Source organism: Kosakonia sp. MH5 (assembly GCF_009935945.1).
Classification (GTDB): domain Bacteria; phylum Pseudomonadota; class Gammaproteobacteria; order Enterobacterales; family Enterobacteriaceae; genus Kosakonia; species Kosakonia radicincitans.
Map to the genome: position 1 here is coordinate 364225 of NZ_QODH01000004.1, position 24400 is coordinate 388624.

The window sequence follows — 24400 nt, forward strand, 5'->3', positions numbered from 1 at the left end:
GCATCATCAGCACCGTGGAGAGCATGCCGCCTGCGGTGGCGAGCACGAAGCGCCAGGATTGCAGCGAGATGCGCTGTGTCGGGTCATTGGTGATAACGCCGCCGAGCGCGCAATAAGGAATATTGACCACGGTGTAAAGCAGGGTGAGTAACGTATAAGTTACAGCGGCATAAATCATTTTGCCGCTCATGCTGAGATCCGGCGTGCTGTATGCCAGCACGCAGACCACGCCAAACGGCAGCGCGCCGAAGATGATCCACGGGCGGAATTTCCCCCAGCGGCTGCGCGTGCGGTCGGCAAGCAGCCCCATGCACGGGTCGGAAATGGCGTCTAAGGCGCGCGCCAGCAGGAACATGGTGCCGACAAACCCGGCGGGAATACCGAAAATATCGGTATAGAAAAACATCATGTACAACATCACGTTATCGAAGACGATATGGCTGGCGGCATCGCCCATCCCGTAGCCAATTTTTTCTTTCACAGAAATAATCTGACTGTCCATTTTTGTTTCCTTTACGCGTGAAAAGTGCACAGAGAGCGGTTTCACTCGTTGTAAACGATTGGTTTTCAGCCGGGTATTGCGATTTCTTGTTATCAATTTACGTTTATTCTTTTCTGTGATCGCACCCCCTTTCACCGAAGCGAAGCGGCTAAACGATGGAAAAGATAGGGATTTATCTTAAACCGACGATTTTGCTGGCAGCACAATGAGAAAAATTCTGATGAGGGTATGTGGTAAATGACTGAAAGTAGCTATAATGCGCCCCGCCTCCATGTAGCAATGCAGGCGCGGAAGATCGTCATCTCCGGTGAGGTGGCTGGACTTCAAATCCAGTTGGGGCCGCCAGCGGTCCCGGGCAGGTTCGACTCCTGTGATCTTCCGCCAAAATGAAAACATTCCACATATGCTAATAGTTTATTCAATTCTTATTAATCATTTCCTTAATTTATTCGTTATAAGCATATAGATAATTTTTTGTGGAACAGATCAAAACATCAACAACACAACTAATTTCACAATTCTCCTTATTGGTAAGTTATACATTCACTCTAATCAAGTTGAATATATAACTACAACTATTCGTTTCAGAGCGTCCTGTATAAAACGCTCTCCCGCGCCGAAGAAAATTCTGGAAGATCACATCAGCACGAATTTAATAGAGTTAAGGAATTAAACAATTTATTAGATTAAAAATTATTTGAATATGCCGCCAGGTTTTCTCTTAGAGGAAACCAAACATTATATTTTATCTCACCTACATTTTTGACAGCTTATTAGCTTAACAATAAATCAAATATGAAAACGACTAAGATCTGTTATTCTTTTGAATTTTAGTTATATATGAATTTATAAAAACATAATAATTTCATTCTGATTCCATACTTTCTAAAACAGATTTAGAGAAACTAATTCCAATCCTTTAAAAATAAAAACAAGTCATTTTTATGCTTTTCCCTGTTCCACCTCGAGCCGCATTCTGCAAGCCTCTTTCACCCACTTACTAAAATTCCCTTTTCCGGCTGCCTTCTCAATCTGCTCCAAAAGCTCGTCCTCAAAGCGGATGTTCTTCATCGTGCTTTTAGATCGATCAAAATTCAGCTTTTTCTTCTCTTGCATGGTAGGTACCACTTCAGCTAAGTTATATTCATGTGGTACCTACCACATGAAACCGGACTTCATAAACAACGCCCCGATGTGATGCAACACAACCGGAGCGTCTAACCATCCCCAACTATCAAGGAGTTGATAATGGCTGATCCGCATTCTACCCCAGACTTTACGCCCACCGGAACCGAGCACAGTGTAATTGTGCGCTATCGCCCGAATCAGGGCGACACCAGTACGCCGTGCATTATGCTTTCCGGCAAGTGGCTGCGCGATGCCGGGTTTGATACCGGGCAACATCTGCTGGTGAAGGTGATGCAGGGTTGCATTGTGCTAACCAAACACAGCGAGAAGGAAGAGTGGCTGGCAAGCGAGCTGGATAAAACCCGCAGGCAACTCAGGGAAGTGAAAAGCGTCATGAAAAACGCCTATCTGCAATCAAAGCCTAACTGAGCGCCCTTTCTCCTTTATCTTCATAGTGGTTGCGCTAATGAAATGCAGTATGAGTATCTGGCATACTGCATAGCTTATTCAGCAATCAGAACGCATATCGCGGAGGCAGCATGGCAGATGAACGCTTAACCCAATCCCCGGCAGGTGAATTTATCATGTTCGCCAGCGGTGACGGGAAAGTACGCATTACATGCCGCTTCGAGCATGAAACCTTATGGCTCCCGCAGGCATCCATTGCCGCACTTTACCAAGTCACCCCGCAAGCAATAACCCAACATATCAAAGCCATTTATGAAGAGGGAGAACTTGAACAAAACGCAACCTGTAAGCCTTACTTACAAGTTCAACAGGAAGGGACACGGCAGGTAAGTCGCAACACTCTTCACTACAGTTTGCCAGTCATACTTGCCATCGGCTACCGCGTTCGCTCCACCCGGGGCACACAGTTCCGTCAGTGGGCAACCCAGACGCTCCAGGAATACCTGATTAAAGGTTTTGTGATGGACGACGAGCGGCTGAAAAACCCGCCAGTCGGTTCTTCTGCCGTGCCTGATTATTTCGATGAGATGCTGGAACGCATCCGCGATATTCGGGCCAGTGAGCGCCGGGTATATTTACGGGTTCGGGAGATCTTTGCGTTATCCGCCGATTACCAGCCGTCACTCAAAGAAACGACGCTATTTTTCCAGACTATCCAGAACAAATTACATTTTGCCTGTACCGGCCTGACCGCCGCTGAGCTTATTCATCAGCGGGCTGATGCTCGTCAACCCAATATGGGATTAACCAGCTATAAAGGTGAAGAAGTGCGTAAAAGCGACGTGACGGTGGCAAAAAATTATCTCAACCAGAATGAGGTTAGCGAACTCAACCGCGTGGTTAATATGTGGCTGGACTTTGCCGAAGACCAGGCCCGCCGTCGTCAGCAGGTATTTCTGCGTGACTGGCAGTTAAAGCTGGATCAATTTCTGCAGTTCAACGACCGTGATGTTCTGCAAGATGCAGGAAAAATAAGTAAAAAAGCAGCAGATGAAAAAGCACAAACGGAATACGTCCAGTTTGCTGAGCAACAGCGGCGCTTAAAAGAGTCGGAAGGAGAGAAAAGCATCGCAGATTTACTTCCATGGAGTAAAAAGCCACGTAAATAGTGGAATCTTTTATTTTCAATAATACAAAAAATAAAGAGATAATCAGGATTTATATATCATAAAATTGATTTTTATTTTTATACCCCCGATTGTCAATCGGGGGTATAAAACACCCCCGAGATGTTATGGTTCATCAGTTTTTATAATCACGATCTTGTTTTTTTCAAGCGCATAAAAATATGACCATCCCAGCGCAGATCATATTTTATGTTTCCGATACCGGATAAACCAAGGTTATGGGCGATAACATTAAAAACAGCTTCGCATGAACAGGCATTATTTTTTCTCAGCCTGTAAACCCCCTCGTTAACATCAAATAAATAAACCGATCCGCCACAATTTAACAATGCCGTAGAATGTGAAAAGCTGGAATACGTATGCTCAAGGGGATGCAGGATCCTTTCGCTTAATGCCGTGGATATAACAATGGCAGTATTATTATATGCAGGAACATTGTTCAGAATACATTTCATGTGGAATCTCGCAGCAGTATCGCCCGCCAACTCATAATGTAATCTGTAACCGGCTCGCCTTGCCAATAAATCCTCCTGCCTGTTTAGCGTTTGCAGAAGTTGTATACGCCCTTCTGTTGTTCTGTGCATTTTTATGGCAGAATTTTGCACATAGTTACCAAAATCAAAAAAACGCTGTTTGTCATTAATGGCAAATCCAACTGTATTTTTATCATTGGCAATTTCTCGCAGCGCATCAGAAGTCCAGTACAGAGAAGAACCGAAGCAAATCCCATTAAGCTGATGCTTATCAAGATAATTATTATAATCCCTATAAATATCGACGCACTTCTCAAATCCATTTAATATTTCAGTCATTTGCATTGCACCTTAATTTTATAACTTATTAATCCATTAAAAAAGCACATTAAGATCGAATCGCATGGATGAAAACTATATAAGCATGCACTGTAAGAATCTTCTAAAAACGCTTTAAATAAGAATTACAATAAACGCTAATGCGTTTAACACAATGATTGCTATTTGATGGTTTGTTATTCGCGTTACGACGCAATGCAAACAGCATTAACAATGCAATACACTATTTTCCCTTCCCCCTAATGGGCCCCCTCTGTATTTGCAAGGGTGACGATAATAATGGAGGATAAGGAAATATTACCGCATTCATCAAACGCGCCCGGCCAGAAAGACGAACCCCGTAGCATAAACCTTACCAATGTTATCTGCGCATAAATCAACCAATATCGGGCGCAACTGCGATTTATCACTCAGGATGTTCAGGAGTAACATAGACACTCCAAAAACCGACAGATAACCACCGACAGACAACAACCGATGAAACGCTCACTTTTTATCGTCATCACCGTTTTTTACTTCAACACCACTTTTGCCGCAGCGCCGTTACCAAAAGATGTCAGTGATTTCCGCGCGCTTGCCGAGCAGTGTGAACATTTTGCCAGCGAACAGGACAGCGATCTCAATGAGCAACAGCAAAAAGCACTGGATGCCAACCTTGAAGCTACCTGCGGTAAGGCCGTGGTTCAGCTCAAAACGTTACGGGAAAAGTATAAAAACGACGAGGAATTAATGAAGGTCATCAATGCCTATGATTTCTGATAGCTCTTCTGACGTGAATACATCATGGAAGGTGCCAACAGAATCTCCTGGTATATTGCCGCGGCGTTGCACCAGGCAATCTGAACCGTTTTGCGAAGAAAGCTTATTGCATATGCGTTAACAAATGTCGGCCAGGGGGAGCAGGAAGAGTGTAGCGTGTCGGGGATCTGACCATTTTCAACTCGTTGCTGTCTTTGCGCTCCTGAAAGGTTGCCTCCGGTACAACTTTACCGGCAATACAGCAAAAACAGTCATTCCAGTTATTGTAGATCTGGATCAGTTCCGCGACGCTGTTTAACCCGAGTTTCCGCAGGATCGCATTTTTATAATTACTGACGATTTTCTTATCCAAACCGAGCGCTTGCGCAATTTCATCACCCGCCTGGTAATCCAGCAGGTGGAGTAAAATCTTATGTTCCGTTTTATTCAGGTGGATTTCCCGGGAAGTATCAAACTTTGCCTTTCCTTTCAATAGCTTAAGAATTTTCTTAAGCTCATGCTTCAGAAAAGACAAAGAGGAAGCTTTGTCCACTTTTATGAATCTTGAACATATAAATGAAGGAAAACTTTTTTCTTCACTCAGGATTAAAATGAGTTTATCAACACTAAAGAATAATATTTGTTCATCCCCACGATCGTACGCAATCAATGTATGCGTTGCGCAAGGATTAATCGCTTTGAGCAGTATATCCATGCCCATCACAAAGTAACTGTCCTGTGAGATGATATACATATTCAGCCCCCGATAAGGTTATTTCTCGCCTCGTCCACATGACTGATACGTTTGTCAGAGTAATGTTAACGTTTGCCGCAGGGTTTATCTTTCACATTGAAAAACAAAGTTTTCCAACCCATTGTATTATTAATAAATAATGTCCTCAGGTATTCTTATCTGCCGGCTCGCCTGCACCATCTGAGTTGTTAACAATACATTATATTTCCGTTAAAAACTTCGCAAGCTCATCGGTAACATAAAACGAAAAAAAAGAACTGGAATATATCAACCAAATGCACTACGAGAGCCCAAAAGTTTATTCATACGGAATTTTTTAACACCGTATGTATTAACAGGTTGATTAACATATCTTAATTATGAAAAAAGAAAAAAAGGATGAAGGGAAAATTTCATTTTCTAATTTTTGCTACCTGTCTAATAGTCGACCTACTAAAATTAGTTATCTTTTTCTTAATAGCAAGAATATCGATCATGTTTTAGGATTTTTCATGTGGCAAGTGAGTGATTAAGAAATTAATTAACAAGTTGCCTTTTATCCTGGGCTGACAAACGATGTTGTTAACCTGCCTCTTAAATTTTACCTGTAATATTAATGTAATATACAAAAGCGAACTGTGTTACACAGTGCCAGATGAAAGATTGCACAGCCCGAAGAGAACGCTTACATTCGAAAGACATGCCTTGCTTTTCAAACTGTTATTATTCGGGGAGTGTTATGTTTTTCGCTGATCCCACGGTTATCACTGTCACTCATCCGGAGTGCTGCTGATGGCGATACCCAAACTGCGTAACTGGTTGCCTCTTCTCATCCTCTCACTGCTCTTTGTTGCCATGATGGAGCTGGTCCATTTGCCTGCGGCGCTCCTGCTGGGTCCGATGTTTGCCGGGATTATTCTCGCCATCCTTAACCGGCCTGTGGTAGTAAGCAAAACCAGTTTCGGCGTTGCGCAGGCGGTGGTCGGCGCCATGATCGCCCATGCCATTCCCCCTTCGGTGTTCGGTCGCATTGCTGCCGACTGGCCGCTGTTTATCAGTTGTATTGTTTCGGTGATTTTCGCCAGTGCCATTCTCGGCTGGATTATGGCGAAGCTACAGGTTTTTCCTGGCTCCACGGCGATCTGGGGTTCATCGCCAGGCGCGGCGGCAGCCATGACCATTATGGCCGAGAGTTTCGGTGCCGATGTCCGCCTGGTGGCGTTTATGCAGTATCTGCGGGTGATGATTGTGGCGCTGGTTGCGGTGCTGGTAACCCGCATATGGATGGGCGCGACCAGCCCGGATCATGCGGTCGCGACATTTACCCTGTTCGGCCCGGTGCGCTGGCTGCCGTTTGTCGGTACGTTGCTGGTCATTGCGGCAGGTTATCTGATCGCCCGGCGGGTAAAACTTCCCTCTGGTCCGATGCTGATAACGTTAATTCTGGGAACCATTATCGAAGATACCGGGGTGTTATCACTGGAATTGCCGCCGTGGCTGCTGGCGCTCTCCTACGCGGTGATTGGCTGGAGCATCGGGTTGCGCTTTACGCGGGAGATTGTCTGGTACGCCGCCCGCGCACTGCCGCGCGTGTTGCTGTCGGTGCTGACACTGGTGGCCGTGTGCTGCGGCTTTGCATTTTTGCTGGTGCAGTTCGCCGGTATCGATCCGCTCACCGCCTATCTCGCCACCAGCCCCGGCGGGGCAGACACGGTGGCGATCATCGCCTCTTCAAGTCACGTTGATATCTCGTTTGTGATGGCGATGCAGACCGGGCGCTTTATTCTGGTGCTGATCACCGGCCCGGCGATATCACGCTTTGTGGCGAAGAGGCTGGGAGCATAACCCCGGCAGGAACGTCAATGCCGGGGCGACAATCACCCCGCAGCCAGACGCAGCCTTTCGATCACCCCAGCCACTTCATGGCGCGCGTCGCCTTGCAGCGTCTGTAATGGCGGCGGCAGACACGGCGCCGTCACCACGCCCAGTAATTCGGCGGCAGTTGCGATCACGCGCAGGCTGCCGCCATAGCGGTTGAACAGATCCCACAGCGGTGCCAGCGCGTCGGAATGCGCCCGTGCCTGCGCCATGTCACCGGCCTGCGCCGCGCGGGAGATGGCCAGCGCCGCTTGCGGGAAGAGTCCGCCGAGCACCGAATACCAGATCCCGCAGCCAACGCTCAGACCATCAACTGCGATGGCATCGCCGCTGATGCCGAGCGTAATATGTGCCGGAATGTGCGCCCGCAGCGCCGCAATCCGCTCCAGCGCGGCAATGGGAGGAATTTTGATCGAGCCGACATTGGGTAACTGGGCGATGCGGGCAAGCAGCGCATCGCTGAAGGTGAAATGCGTCGCACGGGGATTATCGTAAACGCAGAGCGGCACCGACAATTCGCGTGTCACCGCCGCGTACAGGCCGAACACTTCATCTTCGGTTAACGCGTGATAGGAAACCGGCGCCAGCAACACCGCGCTAACGCCCGCTTTTTGCGCATCTTCCGCCAGCCACAGCACATCGCGGGTACGCAGTGCGCCAATCCCGGCGATCACCGGCACCGCGCCGGAGTGTTCCGTCGCCAGACGCAACGCAGCAGCGCGTTCATTACGGCTGAAATAGGGATAGCAACCCGTCGATCCTAACGCCCCAATCGAATCCACCCCGGCCACGCGAAGTTTTTCGATCAGCCGAACGTATGCCGCTTCATCCAGCCGCTCATCAACCAGCGGCGTCAGCGGAAATGCGCTCAGTCCAGTGAAATCCATGCTTTACCCCCCTTCAGAGTCAGAAACCCAACGCTGTTTTCTCACAGCAACAGCCTGGCATCATACGTTGCAATCCGGCGATCGGTTCGTCGCCTGCCTCACATAATGCAGCCTGCGGCATTTCCGGCAGGCTCTTGAGGATGAACCTTAGTTTTCGTCGCCAACCGGAACAGCGTAGCGCAGGCTGATAGCGTTGTAGAGATCCACCACCGGGTCAATGGCCGGTACCACGCCGTGGCGCAAACGGATATCCCGCACCACTATGCCAACGACAGCGCGCAGCCGGTGATCTTTACCATGACGGCCAGCGAGCGCCATTCATGAATCTCCCTCATAACGTCATTATGATTTAATGACATCATCATTTGTGTCGCTCTGATTAAGATAACGTTCCGCCTTTGTCGGCACCCTCCTCGTTACTGAATCAGGATCCTATGAGCAACAAGATACACGGGCCGCTGTTCCTCGCGATCCTCAGCGCGCTGATGGCCTTTACTTCTCTGTCGACAGATATCTATCTGCCCGCCATGCCGCTGATGGCCAGCGAGCTGCAAGGGGATATCGAACTAACCATTACCGGTTTTTTAATCGGCTTCGCGCTGGCACAACTGGTATGGGGACCGATCAGCGACGCCATTGGCCGCCGTCGACCGCTGTTTATCGGTATGCTGCTGTTTATTATCGGTTCCACTGGCTGCGCCCTGTCGACGGACATTCAGCAAATTGTCTTCTGGCGCGTGTTCCAGGCCTTTGGCGCCTGTACCGGGCCGATGCTGGCGCGGGCGATGATCCGCGATCTGTTTGCCCGCACCCGCGCCGCGCAGATGCTCTCGACGCTGACCATCATTATGGCTATCGCCCCGATTATCGGGCCGCTGACGGGTGGGCAAATCATTAAGATCACCAGTTGGCACGCCATTTTCTGGCTGCTGGCGGTGATTGGCGGGCTGATGTTCTTCTCTCTCTATGCGCTGCCGGAAACCCTGCCGCCGGAAAAACGGGTCAACACCTCGCTGGCGGGCGCATTTACCAACTATTTCTCGCTGTTGCGCAATCGTACCTTTATGCGTTTTACGCTGTGCCTGACCTTTTTCTACGTTTCCGCGTATGCGTTTATTACCGGGTCGCCGTTTGTCTATATCCGCTATTACGGTATCGATCCGCAATATTACGGCTGGCTGTTCGCCATCAATATTGTGGGGCTGATGGGGATGAGTATGGTGAACCGGCGGCTGGTGCAGCGCCATCCGCTGGAAAGACTGCTGAAAATCGCCGTAGCCGGTGCCGCTGTTGCAGCCGTTGCGCTGGCGCTGGTGGTGAAGCTGCAACTGGGTGGCATTGCTGCGGTCGTTGTCTGTGTCTTCCTGTTCTTCTCAATGAACGGCATCATCGCCGCGACGTCTACCGCTGCGGCGCTTGATGCGGTGCCTGCCATTGCCGGGTCAGCCGCCGCGTTAATGGGTTCCTTGCAGTACGGCAGCGGTATCATTTCATCACTGCTGCTGACGTGGTTTCGCGACGGCACGCCATGGACAATGGTGTGGATCATGGCGCTCTTCACGCTCGCCAGCGCGGCGATGGTACTGCGCCGCCATTCATGACTCTGGCTCATAAGCTCATGCCGATTTCTCCCAATAGTCGCAGGTAATCGGCAGGGCTATGATCGCTGTTCCCGGAAAACGTGCGGGGCAGCGGTCACGCCAGCCTCCACCGATTTTCCGCCCGGTGAGTAAACTTAACGATAAGACCCACACTGGAGAAGACCATGAAGATCATCCGCAATGCTTCCGTTCCTTCTGCGCAAGGCCCAAAGGAATATTTCACTGGCCATGTTCGTATCGACGCGCCGTTTAAGGCCGAAGAACCTGCCCGCGTGGGCGGCGCAACGGTGACGTTTGAACCGAGCGCGCGCACCGCGTGGCATACCCATCCGCTCGGCCAGACGTTGATCGTCACCCACGGTAAAGGCTGGATCCAGTGCGAAGGCGAAGCCATTCAGGAGATGAACCAGGGCGATATCGTCTGGATCCCGGAGGATGTTAAACACTGGCACGGCGCGACAGCGGATACAGCGATGACACATATCGCCATCGCCGAGTCGTTAAATGGCAGCCCGGTGACCTGGCTTGAACAGGTTACCGACGAGCAATATCGCGGCTAACGAAGAAGCCATGAATAGCGTTGAAAACAACGTGGTGGTGATCGCCGACGATGTGGATATCAACGAATGCTCTTCCGCCCGGCGCGACAAGCGCTGTAAAACCGTAGCGCCGGGCGTGCCTGCGCCGGTTTAACGTGGCAACAATTCTGGCGTAAAACGCTGCAACTCACTCAGCAACAGCGGGTTATCCGGCGAGTTAAACAGCTCGCTAAGCTCCGTTTTTTTGTTATGGAAGGCCAGCGCTTCCGGGTTCGCTTTACCACTGATCGCCTGTTTCGCTTTACGGTTACACCACTGGCGGTACTCTTCCAGCGTGGCGCGGTAGCGCTGCGCATTCTCACGCATCAGGTGTTCGGCCAGACGGAATTTGCCGTAGCGGTCGCAAAGCTGACTTTCGATGTAGATCGCTTTCGGCAGGATATCCATCATCAGGGTGATAAAATCCAGCACCTGCTCAAGATGGCGATCGGTCAGCTCATCGGCGAACGAGAGCAGATTATCAATCAGCGACAACACTTCATTACGCTCGCAGGCCAACTGCGCCAGCAGGCTTGCCGCTACGTCTTTGGTCTCCTCCACCAGCGCTTTATCCAGCAGCAGCACGCGGGCCGATTCCACCACGCCAAAATAGCGCGACAGTTTTTCCATATAAAAGATGACGTTCTGCGCATGAATATCGGCGGAGATCACGTCGATGCTTTGTTGTAGCTTGTCGATTTTTTTCGCCAGGTACAGGGTTTGCACCACAATTGCGCCGACAACAATGCCTGTCGAAAGGCCGATCGCCGCCAGTTGCGTGGCCTGCGCCATCTGTACCAGCTGTTTCAGTTCGGTGATGGATTCCGGGTTAAAAGGGATCTGTTTGAGCGGCATATGCTGCGCAATCCCTGATTTTTCCGCCAGTTCCGTCCAGTACGCCACGCCGTCGCGCAGCACCGCTTTCCCGTTTTGCAGCGCTTCCAGCACGTCCGGATAGACCTTAAGCCAGTCAAACGTAAATATGGTATCCATCAAAAAATGTCCTCTTCAGGTTTCAGAAGCTGCTGGCGCATCGCCGCAATTTGTACCACCGACGGCAACGTAACGCGGTAGGCCGGGCCGGTCAGCGCCGGTAGCGTGAGCAGCGCGGAGATCGCCATCCCCACTGGACCGGCAAAAATACCGATCGCCCGCACCAGTCCCGCATTGGCCGCCAGCGCCAGCCCGCGCCCCAGCAACGCTCTGGCGACAGCATTGGCCACAATCAACGACACCTGGTAAGACATAAATCCGCCGAGGCGAATCGCCGCGATAATGGCGGACAGCGCCGCGCCGCCCGCCAGATTGCCGTTGATTTTCAACTGTGCGCGCACGCTGGCGCGTTCGGCTTCACTCATGTTTTCCCAGGAATCCTCAAACAATTTCGCCAGCATCGCTTTCTCGATTTCTACCGTGTCGGCGGAGAAATCCGTTTTCACGCCGATTTTTTTACACACATCGGTCAGGATCTCTTTGTACGGCACGCCGTTGCGGCGAATGAAATTCATCAGAGAATCGCCGCCAAAATGCTGCAATTCAGCCCCAATAAGCTGCCAAACCTGGCGAAAATCGCCGTTTGCGGCCTTGAATGCCTCATCGCCGGTTAATGACTCGGTGTAGCGCGTGGAACCATCTTTGTCGGTGGTTAAATAGTTCACCAGTACGCCCAGCATCTCCTGGTCTGCATAGCGCAGAAGCTCCAGGTCTGTATCCTGCCTGTAGTTATTTGCCATCGGTTATTGACTCTGTGGTAGTGCTGTCCTGACGTGCGGCAGCATGGGTGAGAAATTGCACTTCAACGCGGCGGTTGCGCTCATCATCAGGCGAAATGCCGCTGAGCGGCTGTGAATCGCCAAAACCGGCGACAATCACGCGCCGCGATTGTTGTTCATCCAGCGAGGTGACCAGCAGCTTGCGCGCTTCCCGCGCACGGGCGGCGGAGAGCGTGTAGTTGTCGTCATAAACGGTGCAGAAACGAGAAATATCGGTGACCGGATTACTGACCTGCAAGTTGTCGGTATGTCCTTCAACAAACACCTGGGTATTCGCCGCGCTGCCAACAAACTCAGCAATCCGCGGGGCCAGGCGCGCCAGCGCATCTTTTGCCTGATCGGTGATACAGGCGCTGCCTTTGGCGAAGATTTTGTCGCGCAGGGTGATTTTGCCGCTGGCCATATCAAACCCCACCAGCATCTCTTCACCACGATCGGCCATCTCCTTTTGCATGCTGTGCATCAGGGTGTTCAGCTTCTGCTGCGCTGCCGCCAGGCCGCTGTTTTTCTCCTGCTCGCGCTTCACTTCCGCCACTTTATTTTGCAGCACCGATAACACCAGCATCAGCATGACCACGGCCATCACGCCCGCCATCAGATCCGAGATAGAGACCCACTCATTTGGTTTATCTTTCATCGGCTGATTTACGCCTCTGCGCTTTCAGGCAGCGGATTCAGCCTGTAGTGTTGCGCTTCGGTCAGCAATGTCGCGAGCTTACGCTGCATATCCATCACCGCGGCAATAAGCGCCTCTTTTTCTGCCGAGGGCAACTGGCTGGCGAGCTGTCTCGCCGTGACGTCGCACAGGTCTTCCAGCTTCTCATGCAACGTGACGATGACCTTGCAGGCGTTTTCCAGCGCGGCTTGCGAGTCATTAAAGCGCTTCGGCAGCGACTCCAGCCGCTGGTTGCTGACGGAGACGGCCATCAGGCTGGTCTGGATCTCTTTGGTGACCCGCTTGATGTATTGCGTCATCTCCTGCACTTCAATGTTGAGGTTTTCACTGGTGATGGAGAAGTCGTTCATCACCCGGCTCTGTACTTTCGCCGCCTCGTTGGTTTTCTCGCTCAGCTCCGTCATGGTGCTATCAATACGCGCCGACATGGTATCGACCGACTGGCTGATCACGGAGGTCGCCGAGGTGAGCTGGCTGGCCATCTCCGTCATATTGCTGCTGAAGGCATCGCCCATCTCGCCAATCGCCGCTTTGAGAGAGCGTTCGATGGTTTCCATGGTGGCGCTTAGCTGGCGGGTGGAAGCAGACAGCATCTCGCTCATCTGCTGTACGTTGCGGGTAAAGTCGCTGTTCATCTCTGTCACCACAGCAGAAAGCTCGCTGCGGATATCGTTCATCACGCTGCTTAAATCCTCGCCCAGCGTGGAAACAACTCCTTGCAGGCTTTCCGCGGAATCCGCCACTTTCTGCGAAGCTTTACTCATCGCGCCAGCCGCCTGTTGCAGCGCCTCCAGGTTCTGCTGGCTGCTGCGCGTATAGCTCTCCAGCAGGCTGCGGGATTGTCCGTTGATATCGGCAATTTCCGTCAATGTCGCCAGTTGATGCGTATGGCGTTGCGTTTCGTACTCTTCGGCGCGTTTCGCCTGCTGAACAAACTCATCGCGTAATGTCTGAGTTTGCTGCACCAGCGCCGCGACGAGGCTTTCGGTGGCCGTTATCTGCGCCTGCTGTTGCTGCGCGTGGCGCTGCGCTTCGGCTTCTTCGCCCTGTTTTACCTGCTGCGCAAACGTATCGCGCAGCGTTTGGGTTTCCTGCGCGAATGCCGCAACGAGCGTGTCAGTCGCCGTTATTTGCGCCTGCTGCTGTTGTTGAAGTTGCGCACGGCGCGCGGCCTCTTCCGCTTCGCGGCTCTCATCAATCGCCTGCTGCAACCGGGCCATGCACCAGCTTAAGCGGCGCTCTTCATAGCCGTTATGGGTTTCCCACCACTTCAGGACAATAAAGGCGATAATCCCCCAGGTGGAGGTTTTAAATTTCACCCCCAGCCCCTGCATCATATTCATCAGATCGCCCATGGCGCTATCCATTGCGCCAATGCTGTTGCCGGTGTTATGCAGAATGCCGGAGGCTTTATCCAGCGCCAGCCCGAGGCCAAGAAAGGTGCCCAGCAGGCCGACAATTAACAGCATCCCCGGCATAATGGCGGCGATCTTCTCCGCTTTCGTCGCCACCGACAGGCTAAGTTCAGCGGCGGAACCCAGCCCGGAATTCATTTTTCCCTGCGTCTGACCATCCCATAATGTTTGCCAGTTCGCCTCTTTCGCCCGACGCTTCACGCTGCGAATAGTCATCGCCACGCCAGCTACCATCACCAAAAAAAAGAAAAGCTGTAACACATCCAGACCGGGAATCAGGAAATGGCCGACCTCTGCCAGCAGGTTCATGCCATCACCTCAACCATCAGCCCTTTTTCGGTACGTTGCTCGCAATCGTTGGCAAAGATGAGCGCAAAGTCGTTGATCAGATACTGTTCTTCCGTCGAGAGCGCCGACCACGGGCGGTTGTCCTGTGAACACTGAATCAGCAGACGCCCCACTTCCGCGCCGCGCTCCAGCAGAAATTCATTTCCTTCATCAATCAGTTGCTGTTCGTCTTTTTCCAGCATTTGCAGGAAGCCTTCGGCCGCATTCACGTAACAGCGACGCGCCTGCAAGGTATCTTCCAGTGCATTCAATTCTTGTTCTTCGCGCGGCAGGGAAATCTGCAAGTCGTTGAGCATAGCCATATCTTCCGCGCTCAGCGTTTCATTGTTCTGGGCGCGCAACAGGCGATCGCGCAGCATGCGGCTGCGGGAGAGCACCTTGCTATCGCGTTCCCAGTCCGCCTCCAGTAACTGACGGCTTTTCTCCCAGGCGATGATCATCTCTTCGAAGATAAACGGAATGATCGGCTTACCGAACTGACGAGTCGTCAGTGCATCCAGTTGCAGTGTGTGCTCTTCGCTGAACTCCGCATCCTGTTGAATCAGACGGTTAGCGGCGAAAATGATAAACAGCAGGTCATCATCAATCTCTTCCACGCGGGTAACGGATTCCATACGGCTTTCGTAAAACGCCAGCAGTTTCTGTACCGCGCGCAGGCGCAGGTAGTATTCAAAGTCCTGCAAATCGTCGCGCTCAAGGGCGATGTCCACTTCCGCTTTGGCAATCATGTAGTTGTTCAGCATCGCAATGGCGGAAACGGCGGATTTCTCTTCACCGTGCAGTTCACGTTCCGCTTCGGCCAGCGCTTCTGCATGGCGGCGAGCCTCTTCCAGCGCGGCTTTATCGAGCTGCTGCTGACGCGCGCCTTTGCACCAGTCAATCACCCATTGAATCGCTTTCTGCGCGCGACGCACCAGCGGGTGTTTATCGGCTTTCTCCAGCCACGCCAGCCCTTTATCCAGCAATGCCAGCGCTGTTTTGACCCAGGGATGCGTAAAGTACGCGCCTACCATCTTCAGGAAGGTGCGGCCTTTGCTGATGTGCGGTTTAATGCGCGTCCACATCTGGCTGACTTTACCGACAAAACCTTCCGCTTTTTCCGCCATCCAGCCAATGGCGCTACTGACGTACTCTTTCGCCTTGCTCACCGCCGACGAAACAAAGCTGCCAACCGAGGAAACCACAGAGGAAGCAAAATCGCATACAGAATCTAACCAACCCATTATTTTTAATCCCTTAGCTCACGCCGAGCATTTTTCTTGCTGTGTCAATGTGTGGAGGTATGTGTGATGCAGAAGAGGCGATCGCGCGATACGCTTCGCGGATCTGCGTCAGCGCGCTTTCAATATGCGCCAGCGCCAGTTGTTGTTGCGGGCTGCGAACGGCTTTCGGCAATGCCAGCCGCATCGCATTGCGCATATCGCGCCCGGAAAGGCCATCGGAAAGGGCAACCGCCTGCGCGATCAGGGTTTCTCGGTCGTCCGCCAGAGGAATGGTCGCCACCAGCAGTTTGGCCCAGATGCGCTGGCGCTCAGGCTCGCCGGGCAGGGTAAAGCCGATATGATGGGTGATGCGGCTCAGGAAGGCGCTATCGTAATTTTTCACAAAGTTGGTGGCGAAAATCACGATACCCGCGTGTTTTTCCAGTTCGATAAGCAAGGTGGAACGCATGGCATTGACCTCATTATCAATACCCTGCGTGACAGAAGAGAGGCGTTTACCAAGCAGCGTGTCGGCTTCGTCAAAAAACAACACGGCATTTTCGCGTTCGGCCTGGCGAAAAAGCGCAGCAATATTCTTCGCTGTTTCGCCCATGAATTTGCTTTCCAGGTCGGTAATGCTCACCAGCATGATATTGCGCGCCAGCGAACCGGCCAGCGCCTCGGCGGTCAGGGTTTTTCCGGTGCCTGGCGGGCCGTAAAAATTAAGGACAATACCTTTTCCTTGCGGGTCAACGGCAGAGAATCCCCAGTCGAGGTAGATCTGCTGGTAGTGCTCGATTTTGGCTTTCGCTTCATCCAGTTGTTCAATTACTTCCGCCGCCAGGGCGACATCGCTTTCCAGCGTAAAACGCGGCGCAATCGCTGGAGCGAAAAGTGATTTATCCTCATCATCGGCTTTTTCCCGTTGCCGGGAGAACTGCGGGCTGATGCGTCCGGATGTCATACTATCGCCTCTCTGTGTTAACGGTTTCGGTTTACGCGAACCAAACATATAAGTCCCTGTCCTTGATAACGTCGCGGCCGCTATACGGCGTGAAAACGGGTATGTAAATCCTGTTCAAATTGCTCGCGCAGCGAGGCAGGCGAAAGAATGCCGATGTCTGGCAGCCAGTAGCGCAGCCAGCGAAAAAGCGTATGCGGATCGCTGATCGCCGTAGAGAGCGTCAGGCTGCCATCGTCGTGGTGTTCAATAATGCGTTGCGCGGGGAACAGCGCCCGGCGGGTGACATACTCCGCGGCATGCGCCGATACGCGCAGTACCGTCTCCACCCGCGAGCCAAAGCGAATACCGACATGATTTTCCAGCTCGGCGACCACCTCAGCGAGCAGCTCAAAGCGCTGGTCGGTGCTGGTTAGCCGCTCAATACGCGCCACTTCGAACGCCTTTAACTGCCCTTTTTCTATGGCCGCCAGGTACCACAAGCCGTATTGGTTAATCAGCCGGTAAGGCTGCGCGCGCCGGGCTTTGTCGCGGTAGCGATATTCCACTTCTGTGCGCTGGCTAATGGCCTGATTTAACTGGTTAAGCAGCGGCTCGAGCTGCTGATTTTGCCGGCTGCTCGGTGCGTGAAAGGAGATATTGCTGCGCTGTTTCATGCTGTTACGCAGCGATTGTCCGTCCTGGCGCGGAAAGAGATGCGCCACGCCGGTAAAGTCAGCGAATTCCGCCAGATGACCGCTGTGTAATGTCGGAAGAAGGTGGGCGCTGAGTTTATAGCGTCCTGGCGAAACCTGATCGAGGATATGTCCCAGCCGCGCAAGGTCGCGGTAAGCCGTGCGTTCCGTTATGCCGAATTTATCGCACAGCCACGCCTTATCGATGGTTTTGCCCTGATAGAGCGCAGCGAAAATTTCGCACAGCCGCTCAATCAACGGGTCGTGTTTTCTGTCGTGACTTTCCTTCATTGCTGCGGGTTCCGGAATAAAGTCTCACAAGACGTTAAAAGTACAGCCTGACCATCGCGCCACGGCCCGAAGTTTCAGGTAAAACCTTGTTTTTGTTCATAGGGATTAACGGCAGAAAACAGGAAAACTAAAATGAAATTTCCGCGTGCTATGCAATCCCCTGATTCTATTAAGGGAAAGATAAACGTCCTCGCTGACAGGAGATGTCAGTGCACAGTAATTGCCGCCTGCCGCTTCGCTAACTTCAACAAAACATCAACGAATCGGCCACTTACGTTGTTCATTCCCCGTGCGGAAAAGATAATCGTTATTTACTTTTGTATATAACGAGAAGCATGATGAAAACGATGACAGGCAAGTGTGCAGCGGTGATAGCGCTGGCAGTGTTGAGCGCTACGCCCGTTCTGGCAAAAGATATTCGCGTCACTTATGCCGGTTCGATGGGCAAAGTGATGGATCAGGGGCTGGGACCGGTGTTTGCGAAAGCGGAAAACGGTGCCTGGCAGGGCCAGGGACAGGGCGCTTACGGGATGGCGCGTTTGCTGGCGAGCCATAAACTGACGGCGGACGTGTTTGTCTCCATCAACCCTGGCCCCATGCAGATCCTGAAAGATGCAGGCTTAATCGATGATGCCGTCCCGGTCGCCAGCACCAGCATGGTGATAGCGTACAGCCCGAACGGGAAATATGCCGCGCAGTTTGCCGACTCCAGTAAACATCATGATGCCGGCTGGCTGAAGCTGCTGGCGCAGAAAGATATTCGCTTCGGCCGCACCGATCCGTATGTCGATCCGAAAGGGCAGAACATTGTCTTTACCCTTCTGCTGGCGGAAAAATATTACCACCAGCCGGGCATCGCGCAGAAAGTGCTGGGCGACCTGCAAAACCCGGAACAGACTCACCAGGAAGGCGGCCTGCTGGCGCGCCTCGAGAGCGGCCAGATTGATGCCGCAGCCGGTTACGAAAGCGAAGTACGTTCCGCCCATCTGCCGTATGTTGCGCTGCCGGATGAGATCAACCTGAGTAACCCGGCGCTGGCGAAACAGTGGTATGACACTGTCAGCTTCACCATTAAAGACAGCGCTGGCAAAGATCAAACCCTGCACACGCAGCCGATGGTGTTTTACGCGGCAGTACTGAAGAACGCGCCAAACGGCACCGATCAGGCGAAGAAATTCGTTGAATTTATGCAAAGTGCGCAGGGGCAGCAGATCTTTAATCAATATGGTTACGCCGCGCCGAAAGGCAACGCGCTGTACCGCTGATGCGCCAGGCCGGGCGTATGGCGGGCTGGTTGTCGCTTCCCGCATTGCTGCTGTTGTGCATTCCGTTTGTTACCCTGCTGCATGAAACGCCGTGGGGCCACTTCCGGCTTGCCTGGCGGGATGACAATGCGATTGCCGTGTCGCTCGGCCTTGGGCTGCTGGCGCTGTGCCTGATTATCCTGATCGGACTGCCGGTGGCCTGGTGGCTGGCGCGAGCTACCGGGCGCAAACGTCTGATCGCCGAGCTGCTGGTAATGATTCCGCTGCTGACGCCGCCGCTGTCGATGGGTATTCTGCTGGTTTCCGCATGGGGGCCGTACGGCCTATTTGGTCAGTGGCTGTCGCAGGTCGGCATGACGCTGGTCAACAATCCTGCCGCCTTTGTGCTGGCACAGCTTTACGGCGCGCTTCCCTACTTTATTGTGGTGGCGCGCAGCGCCTTCAGCACCGTACCGAAAACGATTCTTGAAGCCGGGCAGACGCTTGGCGCGGGCGGCTGGCAGCGCTTTCGCTATCTGGCGCTGCCAATGGCGATGCCAGGGCTGGCCTCGGCTATTGCGCTGGCCTGGGTGCGGGCGGTTGGCGAGTTCGGCATTGTGATGATCTTCGCTTACTTTCCGCAGGGTATTCCGGTCAAGCTCTACACCAACCTGCAAAACGACGGCGTCGATTCCGTTTATACCCTGCTGTGGCTGCTGCTGATCGTCACGCTGCCGCTGCCGATGATCTGTATGGCACTGGGTAGGCGGGCGCAGGTGAATCAGCTTTGAGATAAGAGGTCACGGCCCGGCACACTTTCCATCGCCGGGCCTCTGAGGATCAGTCACCCGCTTTGGTCAGGGTTGCCAGTTCATCAGCAGAGAGGTTTAACGCTACGGCAGTGACAAAGCTTTCAACGTGGGCGACGTTGGTGGCGCTGGCGATCGGCGCGGTGACGCCCGGCTGGTTAATCAGCCAGGCAAGCGCGACTTCGGCCGGTTTTACGTTATGTTTTGCAGCAATGGTTTCCAGCGCATCAATAATGGCGAAACCGCGTGGATTCAGGTATTTGGCAATGCCCTGCCCGCGCTGGCTCTGGCTGAGATCTTTTTCGCTGCGGTATTTCCCGGAGAGGAAACCGGAAGCGAGACTGTAGTAAGTCACCACGCCGATATTCTCCCGCACCGTTAAGTTCTGCAACGCGCCTTCAAAACCGGAACGATCGTAGAGGTTGTATTCCGGTTGCAACACCTGGTAGCGCGGCAACCCTTTCGCATCCGCCACTTTTAGCGATTCCGCCAGCTGCTCCGCATTGAGGTTCGACGCGCCGACGGCGCGGATTTTCCCCGCTTTCAGCAGCTTCTCATACGCGCCAAGGGTTTCCTCATACGGCGTGTCGTTATCCGGCCAGTGCGAAAAGTAGAGATCGATATAGTCGGTTTGCAGACGGCGCAGTGAATCCTCAACCGCCTGCGCTATCCAGCGGGCGGAAAGCCCTTTTTTACCCGGTTCGCGCAGATCGGCTCCCACTTTGGTAAAGAGTGTCACTTTATCGCGCGCGCCCGGATGCGCCGCCAGCCATTTGCCGATAATGGTTTCTGATTCGCCGCCTTTGTTGCCCGGTGCCCATGCCGAATAGACATCCGCGGTATCAATCGCGGTAAAGCCGCGTTCGAAAAGCGCGTCCAGCAGGCTGAAGCTCTGCTTTTCATCTACCGTCCAGCCGAAAACATTGCCGCCAAAAACCAGTGCGGGGATCTGCAAGCCAGTTGTACCCAGTGAACGTAAAGCCATTTGCTCATACCTCCGTGAAATAGCGTATCTGTTTACGCAAAGACTTTAATCCTGGCCTGCTGAGCCGTGCGTTTTTTGGTCATCCGTGCGGTTTAAACACCGGATGCGTCTGCAATAACGCGGTGATCGGTCGCAGATTTTCGCGCAGTACGCTATGCAAGTGGCGAATGGCCGGGTTGAACTGTTTGCGGTGCGGGCACACCAGATTCAGCGGCGCGGCTTCGCCAGCATGTTGCGGTAACAACACCTCCAGCCGGCCTGCCAGCACATCCGCGCTGATGTCGATCCATGATTTATAGACGATGCCCATTCCGTCCACCGCCCAGCGGCGGGCAATATCCGCGTCATCACACAACATACGGCTTTTAACAATAAGCTGACGCCGCATGCCGTTTTCCGGAAAGCTCCATTTGTCATACACCTGGTTGTTCATGGTGAATAACAGACAGTGGTGATTCACCACTTCATCCAGCGTTTTGGGGCGACCGTGTTGTGCCAGATAATCAGGGGAAGCGGCCAGTACCCGTCGATTATCCTCGGCCACCGGCAGCGCGACATAGCTGCTGTTATCCAGCACGCCGTAGCGGATGGCGATGTCCACCGGATCGCGAAAGACATCGCTTACCTGATCGGAAAGCGACAGGCGCAGCGAAATTTTCGGGTACTGCTGGCAAAAACGGGTGATCAACGGCAGCAAGACATTGCGGCCAATGTCCGAAGGAACGGCAACGCGCAATTCGCCACGGATCTCGTTATCGCCGCTGTGCAAGCTTTCAGCGCCCGCCTGCACCACTTCCAGCATCTCCTGGGCGAAGGGCAGATATTTTTCTCCTTCCGCGGTCAGACGCAGGCTGCGCGTTGAGCGCACAAACAGGCGCTTATCCAGATCGCGCTCTAGCCGGTTGACGGCAGCGCTGACCTGACCCGGCAGTAATCCGGCTTCCCGCGCAGCATTGGAAAAACTGCCCAGCATGGCCGAGCGAACAAACAGCGTGACATCTTCCAGGCGAATCATGGTGGCTCCCGTAGCGCAAAAACCCTTCTGTTTTGCCAGAAAACCCTGTGGCGGGAAATGTTATTTTCACTCCTCGAGTGAAAGTGCTGCCTTTTTACACCGATTTATCTGGTTATGTTTTGCGTTTATGCTCGCTGCAATCAACAGTACCGTCCCTGATTTGTTCATATTTTCACCAGGAGAGAAAAAATGACCCTTGATGATGCCGTCGTTGCCCGCCATACCGTAAAAGCATTCGAACCCGGCCAGACGCTGCCGCAGGATAAAATCGAAACGCTGCTGAACGTGCTGCAAAACAGCCCCTCCTCCGTTAACTCGCAGCCGTGGCACTTTGTTGTCGCCTCCACGGCGCAAGGGCGTGAAGCCATTGCCAAATCCACCACCGGCGCTTTTGCCTATAACGAGCCGAAAGTCCTGAACGCCTCGCATGTGATTGCGCTGTGCATCCGCAGTGATATTGACGACAAACACCTGCAAAACGTTCTCGCGCAGGAGCAGAAAGATGGCCGCTTTGTCGCAGAAGGCGCGCAGGCGGGCCAGGATAAAAGCCGCCGTTCTTACGTCGATATGCATCGCTACGAACTGCGCGATCTGCCGCAGTGGATGGAGAAACAGGTGTACCTGGCGTTAGGCGGCCTTCTGCTGGGCGCGGCAATGCTTGGCATTGACGCCACGCCAATGGAAGGTTTTGACCAGCGCGCGCTGGATCTGTCGCTGGGCCTGCGTGAAAAAGGGCTGACCAGCGTGGTGCTGGTCTCGCTCGGCGTGCGCAGCGATAAAGACTTCAACGCCGCCCTGCCGAAATCCCGCCTGCCGCGCGACGAAATCTTCACCTTTATCTAACCCCGCTATGCCCGGTGGCGCGACGCTTACCGGGCCTGCAACGTAAACCGGGTTTAATACAACCCGGAAATCACCAACAGTGCATCCATGATGATTTTCATTACATCGTCCCGTTCGCCTTTTTCTGCCATGAATATGTGAGCTATGTTCGCCGGTATTGTGCAGGTGTTTGCTCGTAACGTTGCTTAAACGCACGGGAAAACGAAGAGAGGGAGAGAAACCCGCAACGTTCTGCAATGACATCGACCGTCAGACCACGCTGCTGGTGCAACAAACGCGCGGCCTGCGCAAGGCGGATTTGCGTCAGCCAACTTTGTGGCGTCAGGTGATAACAGCGGGAAAAATGGCGGGCGAAAGTTGCGCGGGAGAGAAAGCAACGCTGTGCCAGCGTCTCCAGCGTCCACGGCTGCGCTGGTTCGGCCAGTACCGCCAGTACCGCAGGCGCGAGGCGCGGATCGCTCATCAACCGCAACAGCCCGGCTGGCGGCTCCTGTGCGGCCAGTAAAATGCGCAGCAGCATCGTTAAAAACGACATCGCCAGGCTTTGTACCATCTTCGCCCCGCCGGGCTGGTTACTCAGGCTTTCACGCACCAGCATCGCCAGCAGGGTTTGCAGCTCCGGAAAATCCTGCTGCCCGTCGGTATGCAAATGGACAACATCGACTTCATGGGCAAACAGCCAGCCGCTGTGCGGGCCAAAATTGAACTCGCCGCATAACACTTCCACCGCGCTACCTTCACCTTCCGCCACAACCTCCGTCAGCGTGCCGTTGTACTGGCTGGACACCGGCGCAAGGTGTCCCCAGTCAATCAGCCCCTGCAACAGATGCGGAGAACCGTGCGGCAGCAGCAGCACGTCTCCCGCGCGCACATCGTAGGTTTTACCCGCCACATTCAGCCGAGCTTCCCCTTTCAGGATCACATGCCAGGGCACCGCGCCGGGCGCAAGTTGAACGTGATCGGCCTGCCAGCGCCCGGCGAAACGGCAGTGAAGATTCACCGCACAGACCGGCGCAAGCAGGGTGAGCATCTGGCTGAGAGTATCCATCTTTCCCCTGAGACGATAAGACAAAAAACAGAGACGATTTGGCGCATTCTACACCGTCCGCGCAGCCTAACATAAGCCCAACGCCGCCACAGCGGCCCTCATTTAACACTGAACAGGAGCAAATCATGAGCCGTTTAACCCACATTCAGGCTGAAGAAGCCACCGGTAAAGCCGCAGAATTATTTACTGCCATCAAACGCGCAATGGGCAAAGTGCCGAATGCTTATCTGACTATCGGCAGCCACTCGCCGGAGGCGCTGGGCCAGGCGCTGCAACATAATGCCATGCTGACGAAAAGCAGCCTGAGCGCCAAAGAGCGTGAAGCCATTAACCTTGCCGTCAGCGAAGCAAGCGGCTGTGATTATTGCCTGGCCGCCCACACACTGGCAGCAAAAGGTGCAGGTTACAGCGAAGAGCAGACCCGGCAGTTGCGTCGCGGCGAATACCCGCAGGATGCGCACATTGATGCGCTGGTGAAATTCGTGCAAACGCTGGTCACCACGCGCGGCACACTGGCTGACGATACCGTTGCCGCCTTTCGCAATGCCGGTTTCGACGATCGCCAGGTGGTGGAAACCATCAGCGCCGTCAGCGCGATTCTGTTCACCAATATGATTAACCGCGTCAATGATACGGTGGTGGATTTTCCGAAAGTGAATTGATCA

25 protein-coding genes, 1 tRNA gene and 2 pseudogenes are annotated in these 24400 nt (G+C 53.3%); 12 read left to right on the plus strand and 16 right to left on the minus strand.

The window, feature by feature from the left end:
• Positions 1 to 502, minus strand: a pseudogene (locus DK872_RS27555) (MFS transporter); the annotation flags it as partial.
• A gap of 289 nt (positions 503 to 791) precedes the next feature.
• Here DK872_RS27555 and DK872_RS13920 point away from each other — a divergent pair.
• A tRNA-Sec gene (locus tag DK872_RS13920) sits at positions 792 to 886 on the plus strand.
• 558 nt (positions 887 to 1444) lie between these two features.
• On the opposite strand, the gene DK872_RS13925 is transcribed toward DK872_RS13920, so the two are convergent.
• Positions 1445 to 1618 carry a YlcI/YnfO family protein gene (locus DK872_RS13925; RefSeq protein ID WP_072000377.1) on the minus strand — a complete coding sequence of 58 codons (174 nt, stop codon included), beginning with the start codon at positions 1616 to 1618 and terminating at the stop codon, positions 1445 to 1447.
• 132 nt (positions 1619 to 1750) lie between these two features.
• Here DK872_RS13925 and DK872_RS13930 point away from each other — a divergent pair, with 132 nt between their 5' ends.
• Both DK872_RS13930 and DK872_RS13935 read left to right on the plus strand, forming a co-directional pair.
• On the plus strand, positions 1751 to 2059 hold the full coding sequence (locus DK872_RS13930; protein ID WP_007369470.1) for a SymE family type I addiction module toxin: 309 nt from the start codon (positions 1751 to 1753) through the stop codon (positions 2057 to 2059).
• Positions 2060 to 2169: 110 nt separating this feature from the next.
• On the plus strand, positions 2170 to 3207 hold the full coding sequence (locus tag DK872_RS13935; RefSeq protein WP_107146774.1) for a virulence RhuM family protein: 1038 nt from the start codon (positions 2170 to 2172) through the stop codon (positions 3205 to 3207).
• A gap of 146 nt (positions 3208 to 3353) precedes the next feature.
• Here the strand turns inward: DK872_RS13935 and DK872_RS13940 are convergent, their stop codons facing one another.
• Complete coding sequence (locus tag DK872_RS13940; protein ID WP_090397961.1) at positions 3354 to 4037, minus strand: hypothetical protein; 684 nt, start codon at positions 4035 to 4037, stop codon at positions 3354 to 3356.
• A gap of 477 nt (positions 4038 to 4514) precedes the next feature.
• Here DK872_RS13940 and DK872_RS13945 point away from each other — a divergent pair, with 477 nt between their 5' ends.
• Positions 4515 to 4796 (plus strand): hypothetical protein, encoded by a 282-nt coding sequence (locus tag DK872_RS13945; protein WP_007369466.1) that lies wholly within the window; start codon positions 4515 to 4517, stop codon positions 4794 to 4796.
• Positions 4797 to 4899: 103 nt separating this feature from the next.
• On the opposite strand, the gene DK872_RS13950 is transcribed toward DK872_RS13945, so the two are convergent.
• A complete protein-coding gene (locus DK872_RS13950; protein WP_090397959.1) occupies positions 4900 to 5529 on the minus strand; it encodes a LuxR C-terminal-related transcriptional regulator in 630 nt (209 codons plus the stop codon).
• 771 nt (positions 5530 to 6300) lie between these two features.
• Here DK872_RS13950 and DK872_RS13955 point away from each other — a divergent pair.
• Positions 6301 to 7353, plus strand: a complete 1053-nt coding sequence (locus tag DK872_RS13955) for an AbrB family transcriptional regulator (protein WP_090397957.1) — start codon at positions 6301 to 6303, stop codon at positions 7351 to 7353.
• Positions 7354 to 7385: 32 nt separating this feature from the next.
• Here the strand turns inward: DK872_RS13955 and DK872_RS13960 are convergent, their stop codons facing one another.
• Together DK872_RS13960 and DK872_RS13965 are read right to left on the minus strand one after the other, a co-directional pair.
• Positions 7386 to 8273, minus strand: a complete 888-nt coding sequence (locus DK872_RS13960; RefSeq protein ID WP_161518460.1) for a dihydrodipicolinate synthase family protein — start codon at positions 8271 to 8273, stop codon at positions 7386 to 7388.
• Between the two features lie 19 nt (positions 8274 to 8292).
• A pseudogene (locus DK872_RS13965) lies at positions 8293 to 8516 on the minus strand (hypothetical protein); the annotation flags it as partial.
• Positions 8517 to 8707: 191 nt separating this feature from the next.
• On the opposite strand from DK872_RS13965, the gene DK872_RS13970 reads away from it, so the two are divergent.
• The 3 genes from DK872_RS13970 to DK872_RS27835 all read left to right on the plus strand — a co-directional run bounded on the left by DK872_RS13970 (position 8708) and on the right by DK872_RS27835 (position 10567).
• Positions 8708 to 9874: a multidrug effflux MFS transporter gene (locus DK872_RS13970; RefSeq protein WP_161518461.1), complete on the plus strand. Its 1167-nt coding sequence runs from the start codon at positions 8708 to 8710 to the stop codon at positions 9872 to 9874.
• Positions 9875 to 10038: 164 nt separating this feature from the next.
• Positions 10039 to 10434 (plus strand): cupin domain-containing protein, encoded by a 396-nt coding sequence (locus DK872_RS13975; RefSeq protein ID WP_161518462.1) that lies wholly within the window; start codon positions 10039 to 10041, stop codon positions 10432 to 10434.
• 10 nt (positions 10435 to 10444) lie between these two features.
• Positions 10445 to 10567 (plus strand): hypothetical protein, encoded by a 123-nt coding sequence (locus tag DK872_RS27835; RefSeq protein ID WP_255416474.1) that lies wholly within the window; start codon positions 10445 to 10447, stop codon positions 10565 to 10567.
• Here the strand turns inward: DK872_RS27835 and DK872_RS13980 are convergent.
• The 7 genes from DK872_RS13980 to DK872_RS14010 form a co-directional block, all read right to left on the minus strand.
• Positions 10564 to 11445 carry a hypothetical protein gene (locus tag DK872_RS13980; RefSeq protein ID WP_007369457.1) on the minus strand — a complete coding sequence of 294 codons (882 nt, stop codon included), beginning with the start codon at positions 11443 to 11445 and terminating at the stop codon, positions 10564 to 10566. The two genes, DK872_RS27835 and DK872_RS13980, sit on opposite strands and share 4 nt — an antisense overlap.
• Positions 11445 to 12185: a DUF3944 domain-containing protein gene (locus DK872_RS13985; protein WP_071921710.1), complete on the minus strand. Its 741-nt coding sequence runs from the start codon at positions 12183 to 12185 to the stop codon at positions 11445 to 11447. Before DK872_RS13985 ends, DK872_RS13980 begins: the two co-directional genes overlap by 1 nt.
• The gene (locus DK872_RS13990; protein WP_007369455.1) at positions 12175 to 12861 is read right to left on the minus strand and encodes an OmpA family protein; all 687 of its coding nucleotides are present in this window, start codon (positions 12859 to 12861) and stop codon (positions 12175 to 12177) included. The genes DK872_RS13985 and DK872_RS13990 overlap by 11 nt, the downstream gene beginning before the upstream one ends.
• A gap of 8 nt (positions 12862 to 12869) precedes the next feature.
• Positions 12870 to 14624 carry a hypothetical protein gene (locus DK872_RS13995; protein ID WP_161518463.1) on the minus strand — a complete coding sequence of 585 codons (1755 nt, stop codon included), beginning with the start codon at positions 14622 to 14624 and terminating at the stop codon, positions 12870 to 12872.
• On the minus strand, positions 14621 to 15886 hold the full coding sequence (locus DK872_RS14000) for a hypothetical protein (protein ID WP_007369453.1): 1266 nt from the start codon (positions 15884 to 15886) through the stop codon (positions 14621 to 14623). The genes DK872_RS13995 and DK872_RS14000 overlap by 4 nt, the downstream gene beginning before the upstream one ends.
• A 13-nt stretch (positions 15887 to 15899) precedes the next feature.
• Positions 15900 to 16829 carry an ATP-binding protein gene (locus DK872_RS14005; protein WP_035942318.1) on the minus strand — a complete coding sequence of 310 codons (930 nt, stop codon included), beginning with the start codon at positions 16827 to 16829 and terminating at the stop codon, positions 15900 to 15902.
• 80 nt (positions 16830 to 16909) lie between these two features.
• Positions 16910 to 17791: a YafY family protein gene (locus DK872_RS14010; RefSeq protein WP_007369451.1), complete on the minus strand. Its 882-nt coding sequence runs from the start codon at positions 17789 to 17791 to the stop codon at positions 16910 to 16912.
• A gap of 347 nt (positions 17792 to 18138) precedes the next feature.
• Here DK872_RS14010 and DK872_RS14015 point away from each other — a divergent pair, with 347 nt between their 5' ends.
• Positions 18139 to 19056: an extracellular solute-binding protein gene (locus DK872_RS14015; protein WP_369878897.1), complete on the plus strand. Its 918-nt coding sequence runs from the start codon at positions 18139 to 18141 to the stop codon at positions 19054 to 19056.
• 17 nt (positions 19057 to 19073) lie between these two features.
• Complete coding sequence (locus DK872_RS14020; RefSeq protein ID WP_035942317.1) at positions 19074 to 19826, plus strand: molybdenum ABC transporter permease; 753 nt, start codon at positions 19074 to 19076, stop codon at positions 19824 to 19826.
• A gap of 49 nt (positions 19827 to 19875) precedes the next feature.
• Here DK872_RS14020 and DK872_RS14025 read toward each other — a convergent pair whose 3' ends face one another.
• Positions 19876 to 20829 (minus strand): aldo/keto reductase, encoded by a 954-nt coding sequence (locus DK872_RS14025; protein WP_035886809.1) that lies wholly within the window; start codon positions 20827 to 20829, stop codon positions 19876 to 19878.
• A 79-nt stretch (positions 20830 to 20908) separates the two neighbouring features.
• Positions 20909 to 21844, minus strand: a complete 936-nt coding sequence (locus tag DK872_RS14030) for a LysR family transcriptional regulator (RefSeq protein ID WP_071921713.1) — start codon at positions 21842 to 21844, stop codon at positions 20909 to 20911.
• 189 nt (positions 21845 to 22033) lie between these two features.
• Between DK872_RS14030 and DK872_RS14035 the strand changes: the two genes are divergently transcribed.
• Positions 22034 to 22687: an oxygen-insensitive NAD(P)H-dependent nitroreductase NfsB gene (locus DK872_RS14035; RefSeq protein WP_007369445.1), complete on the plus strand. Its 654-nt coding sequence runs from the start codon at positions 22034 to 22036 to the stop codon at positions 22685 to 22687.
• A 142-nt stretch (positions 22688 to 22829) separates the two neighbouring features.
• On the opposite strand, the gene DK872_RS14040 is transcribed toward DK872_RS14035, so the two are convergent.
• On the minus strand, positions 22830 to 23735 hold the full coding sequence (locus DK872_RS14040) for an AraC family transcriptional regulator (protein ID WP_107146765.1): 906 nt from the start codon (positions 23733 to 23735) through the stop codon (positions 22830 to 22832).
• Between the two features lie 125 nt (positions 23736 to 23860).
• On the opposite strand from DK872_RS14040, the gene DK872_RS14045 reads away from it, so the two are divergent.
• Entirely contained in the window at positions 23861 to 24397 is a 537-nt protein-coding gene (locus DK872_RS14045) for a carboxymuconolactone decarboxylase family protein (protein ID WP_007369443.1), read from the plus strand.
• Positions 24398 to 24400: the final 3 nt, after the last annotated feature.

Coding starts and splice junctions, on each gene's coding strand:
- DK872_RS13925 (WP_072000377.1), bottom strand. CDS start 1,618: ATGCAAGAGAAGAAAAAGCTGAATTTTGATCGATCTAAAAGCACGATG.
- DK872_RS13930 (WP_007369470.1), top strand. CDS start 1,751: ATGGCTGATCCGCATTCTACCCCAGACTTTACGCCCACCGGAACCGAG.
- DK872_RS13935 (WP_107146774.1), top strand. CDS start 2,170: ATGGCAGATGAACGCTTAACCCAATCCCCGGCAGGTGAATTTATCATG.
- DK872_RS13940 (WP_090397961.1), bottom strand. CDS start 4,037: ATGACTGAAATATTAAATGGATTTGAGAAGTGCGTCGATATTTATAGG.
- DK872_RS13945 (WP_007369466.1), top strand. CDS start 4,515: ATGAAACGCTCACTTTTTATCGTCATCACCGTTTTTTACTTCAACACC.
- DK872_RS13950 (WP_090397959.1), bottom strand. CDS start 5,529: ATGTATATCATCTCACAGGACAGTTACTTTGTGATGGGCATGGATATA.
- DK872_RS13955 (WP_090397957.1), top strand. CDS start 6,301: ATGGCGATACCCAAACTGCGTAACTGGTTGCCTCTTCTCATCCTCTCA.
- DK872_RS13960 (WP_161518460.1), bottom strand. CDS start 8,273: ATGGATTTCACTGGACTGAGCGCATTTCCGCTGACGCCGCTGGTTGAT.
- DK872_RS13970 (WP_161518461.1), top strand. CDS start 8,708: ATGAGCAACAAGATACACGGGCCGCTGTTCCTCGCGATCCTCAGCGCG.
- DK872_RS13975 (WP_161518462.1), top strand. CDS start 10,039: ATGAAGATCATCCGCAATGCTTCCGTTCCTTCTGCGCAAGGCCCAAAG.
- DK872_RS27835 (WP_255416474.1), top strand. CDS start 10,445: ATGAATAGCGTTGAAAACAACGTGGTGGTGATCGCCGACGATGTGGAT.
- DK872_RS13980 (WP_007369457.1), bottom strand. CDS start 11,445: ATGGATACCATATTTACGTTTGACTGGCTTAAGGTCTATCCGGACGTG.
- DK872_RS13985 (WP_071921710.1), bottom strand. CDS start 12,185: ATGGCAAATAACTACAGGCAGGATACAGACCTGGAGCTTCTGCGCTAT.
- DK872_RS13990 (WP_007369455.1), bottom strand. CDS start 12,861: ATGAAAGATAAACCAAATGAGTGGGTCTCTATCTCGGATCTGATGGCG.
- DK872_RS13995 (WP_161518463.1), bottom strand. CDS start 14,624: ATGAACCTGCTGGCAGAGGTCGGCCATTTCCTGATTCCCGGTCTGGAT.
- DK872_RS14000 (WP_007369453.1), bottom strand. CDS start 15,886: ATGGGTTGGTTAGATTCTGTATGCGATTTTGCTTCCTCTGTGGTTTCC.
- DK872_RS14005 (WP_035942318.1), bottom strand. CDS start 16,829: ATGACATCCGGACGCATCAGCCCGCAGTTCTCCCGGCAACGGGAAAAA.
- DK872_RS14010 (WP_007369451.1), bottom strand. CDS start 17,791: ATGAAGGAAAGTCACGACAGAAAACACGACCCGTTGATTGAGCGGCTG.
- DK872_RS14015 (WP_369878897.1), top strand. CDS start 18,139: ATGACAGGCAAGTGTGCAGCGGTGATAGCGCTGGCAGTGTTGAGCGCT.
- DK872_RS14020 (WP_035942317.1), top strand. CDS start 19,074: ATGGCGGGCTGGTTGTCGCTTCCCGCATTGCTGCTGTTGTGCATTCCG.
- DK872_RS14025 (WP_035886809.1), bottom strand. CDS start 20,829: ATGGCTTTACGTTCACTGGGTACAACTGGCTTGCAGATCCCCGCACTG.
- DK872_RS14030 (WP_071921713.1), bottom strand. CDS start 21,844: ATGATTCGCCTGGAAGATGTCACGCTGTTTGTTCGCTCGGCCATGCTG.
- DK872_RS14035 (WP_007369445.1), top strand. CDS start 22,034: ATGACCCTTGATGATGCCGTCGTTGCCCGCCATACCGTAAAAGCATTC.
- DK872_RS14040 (WP_107146765.1), bottom strand. CDS start 23,735: ATGGATACTCTCAGCCAGATGCTCACCCTGCTTGCGCCGGTCTGTGCG.
- DK872_RS14045 (WP_007369443.1), top strand. CDS start 23,861: ATGAGCCGTTTAACCCACATTCAGGCTGAAGAAGCCACCGGTAAAGCC.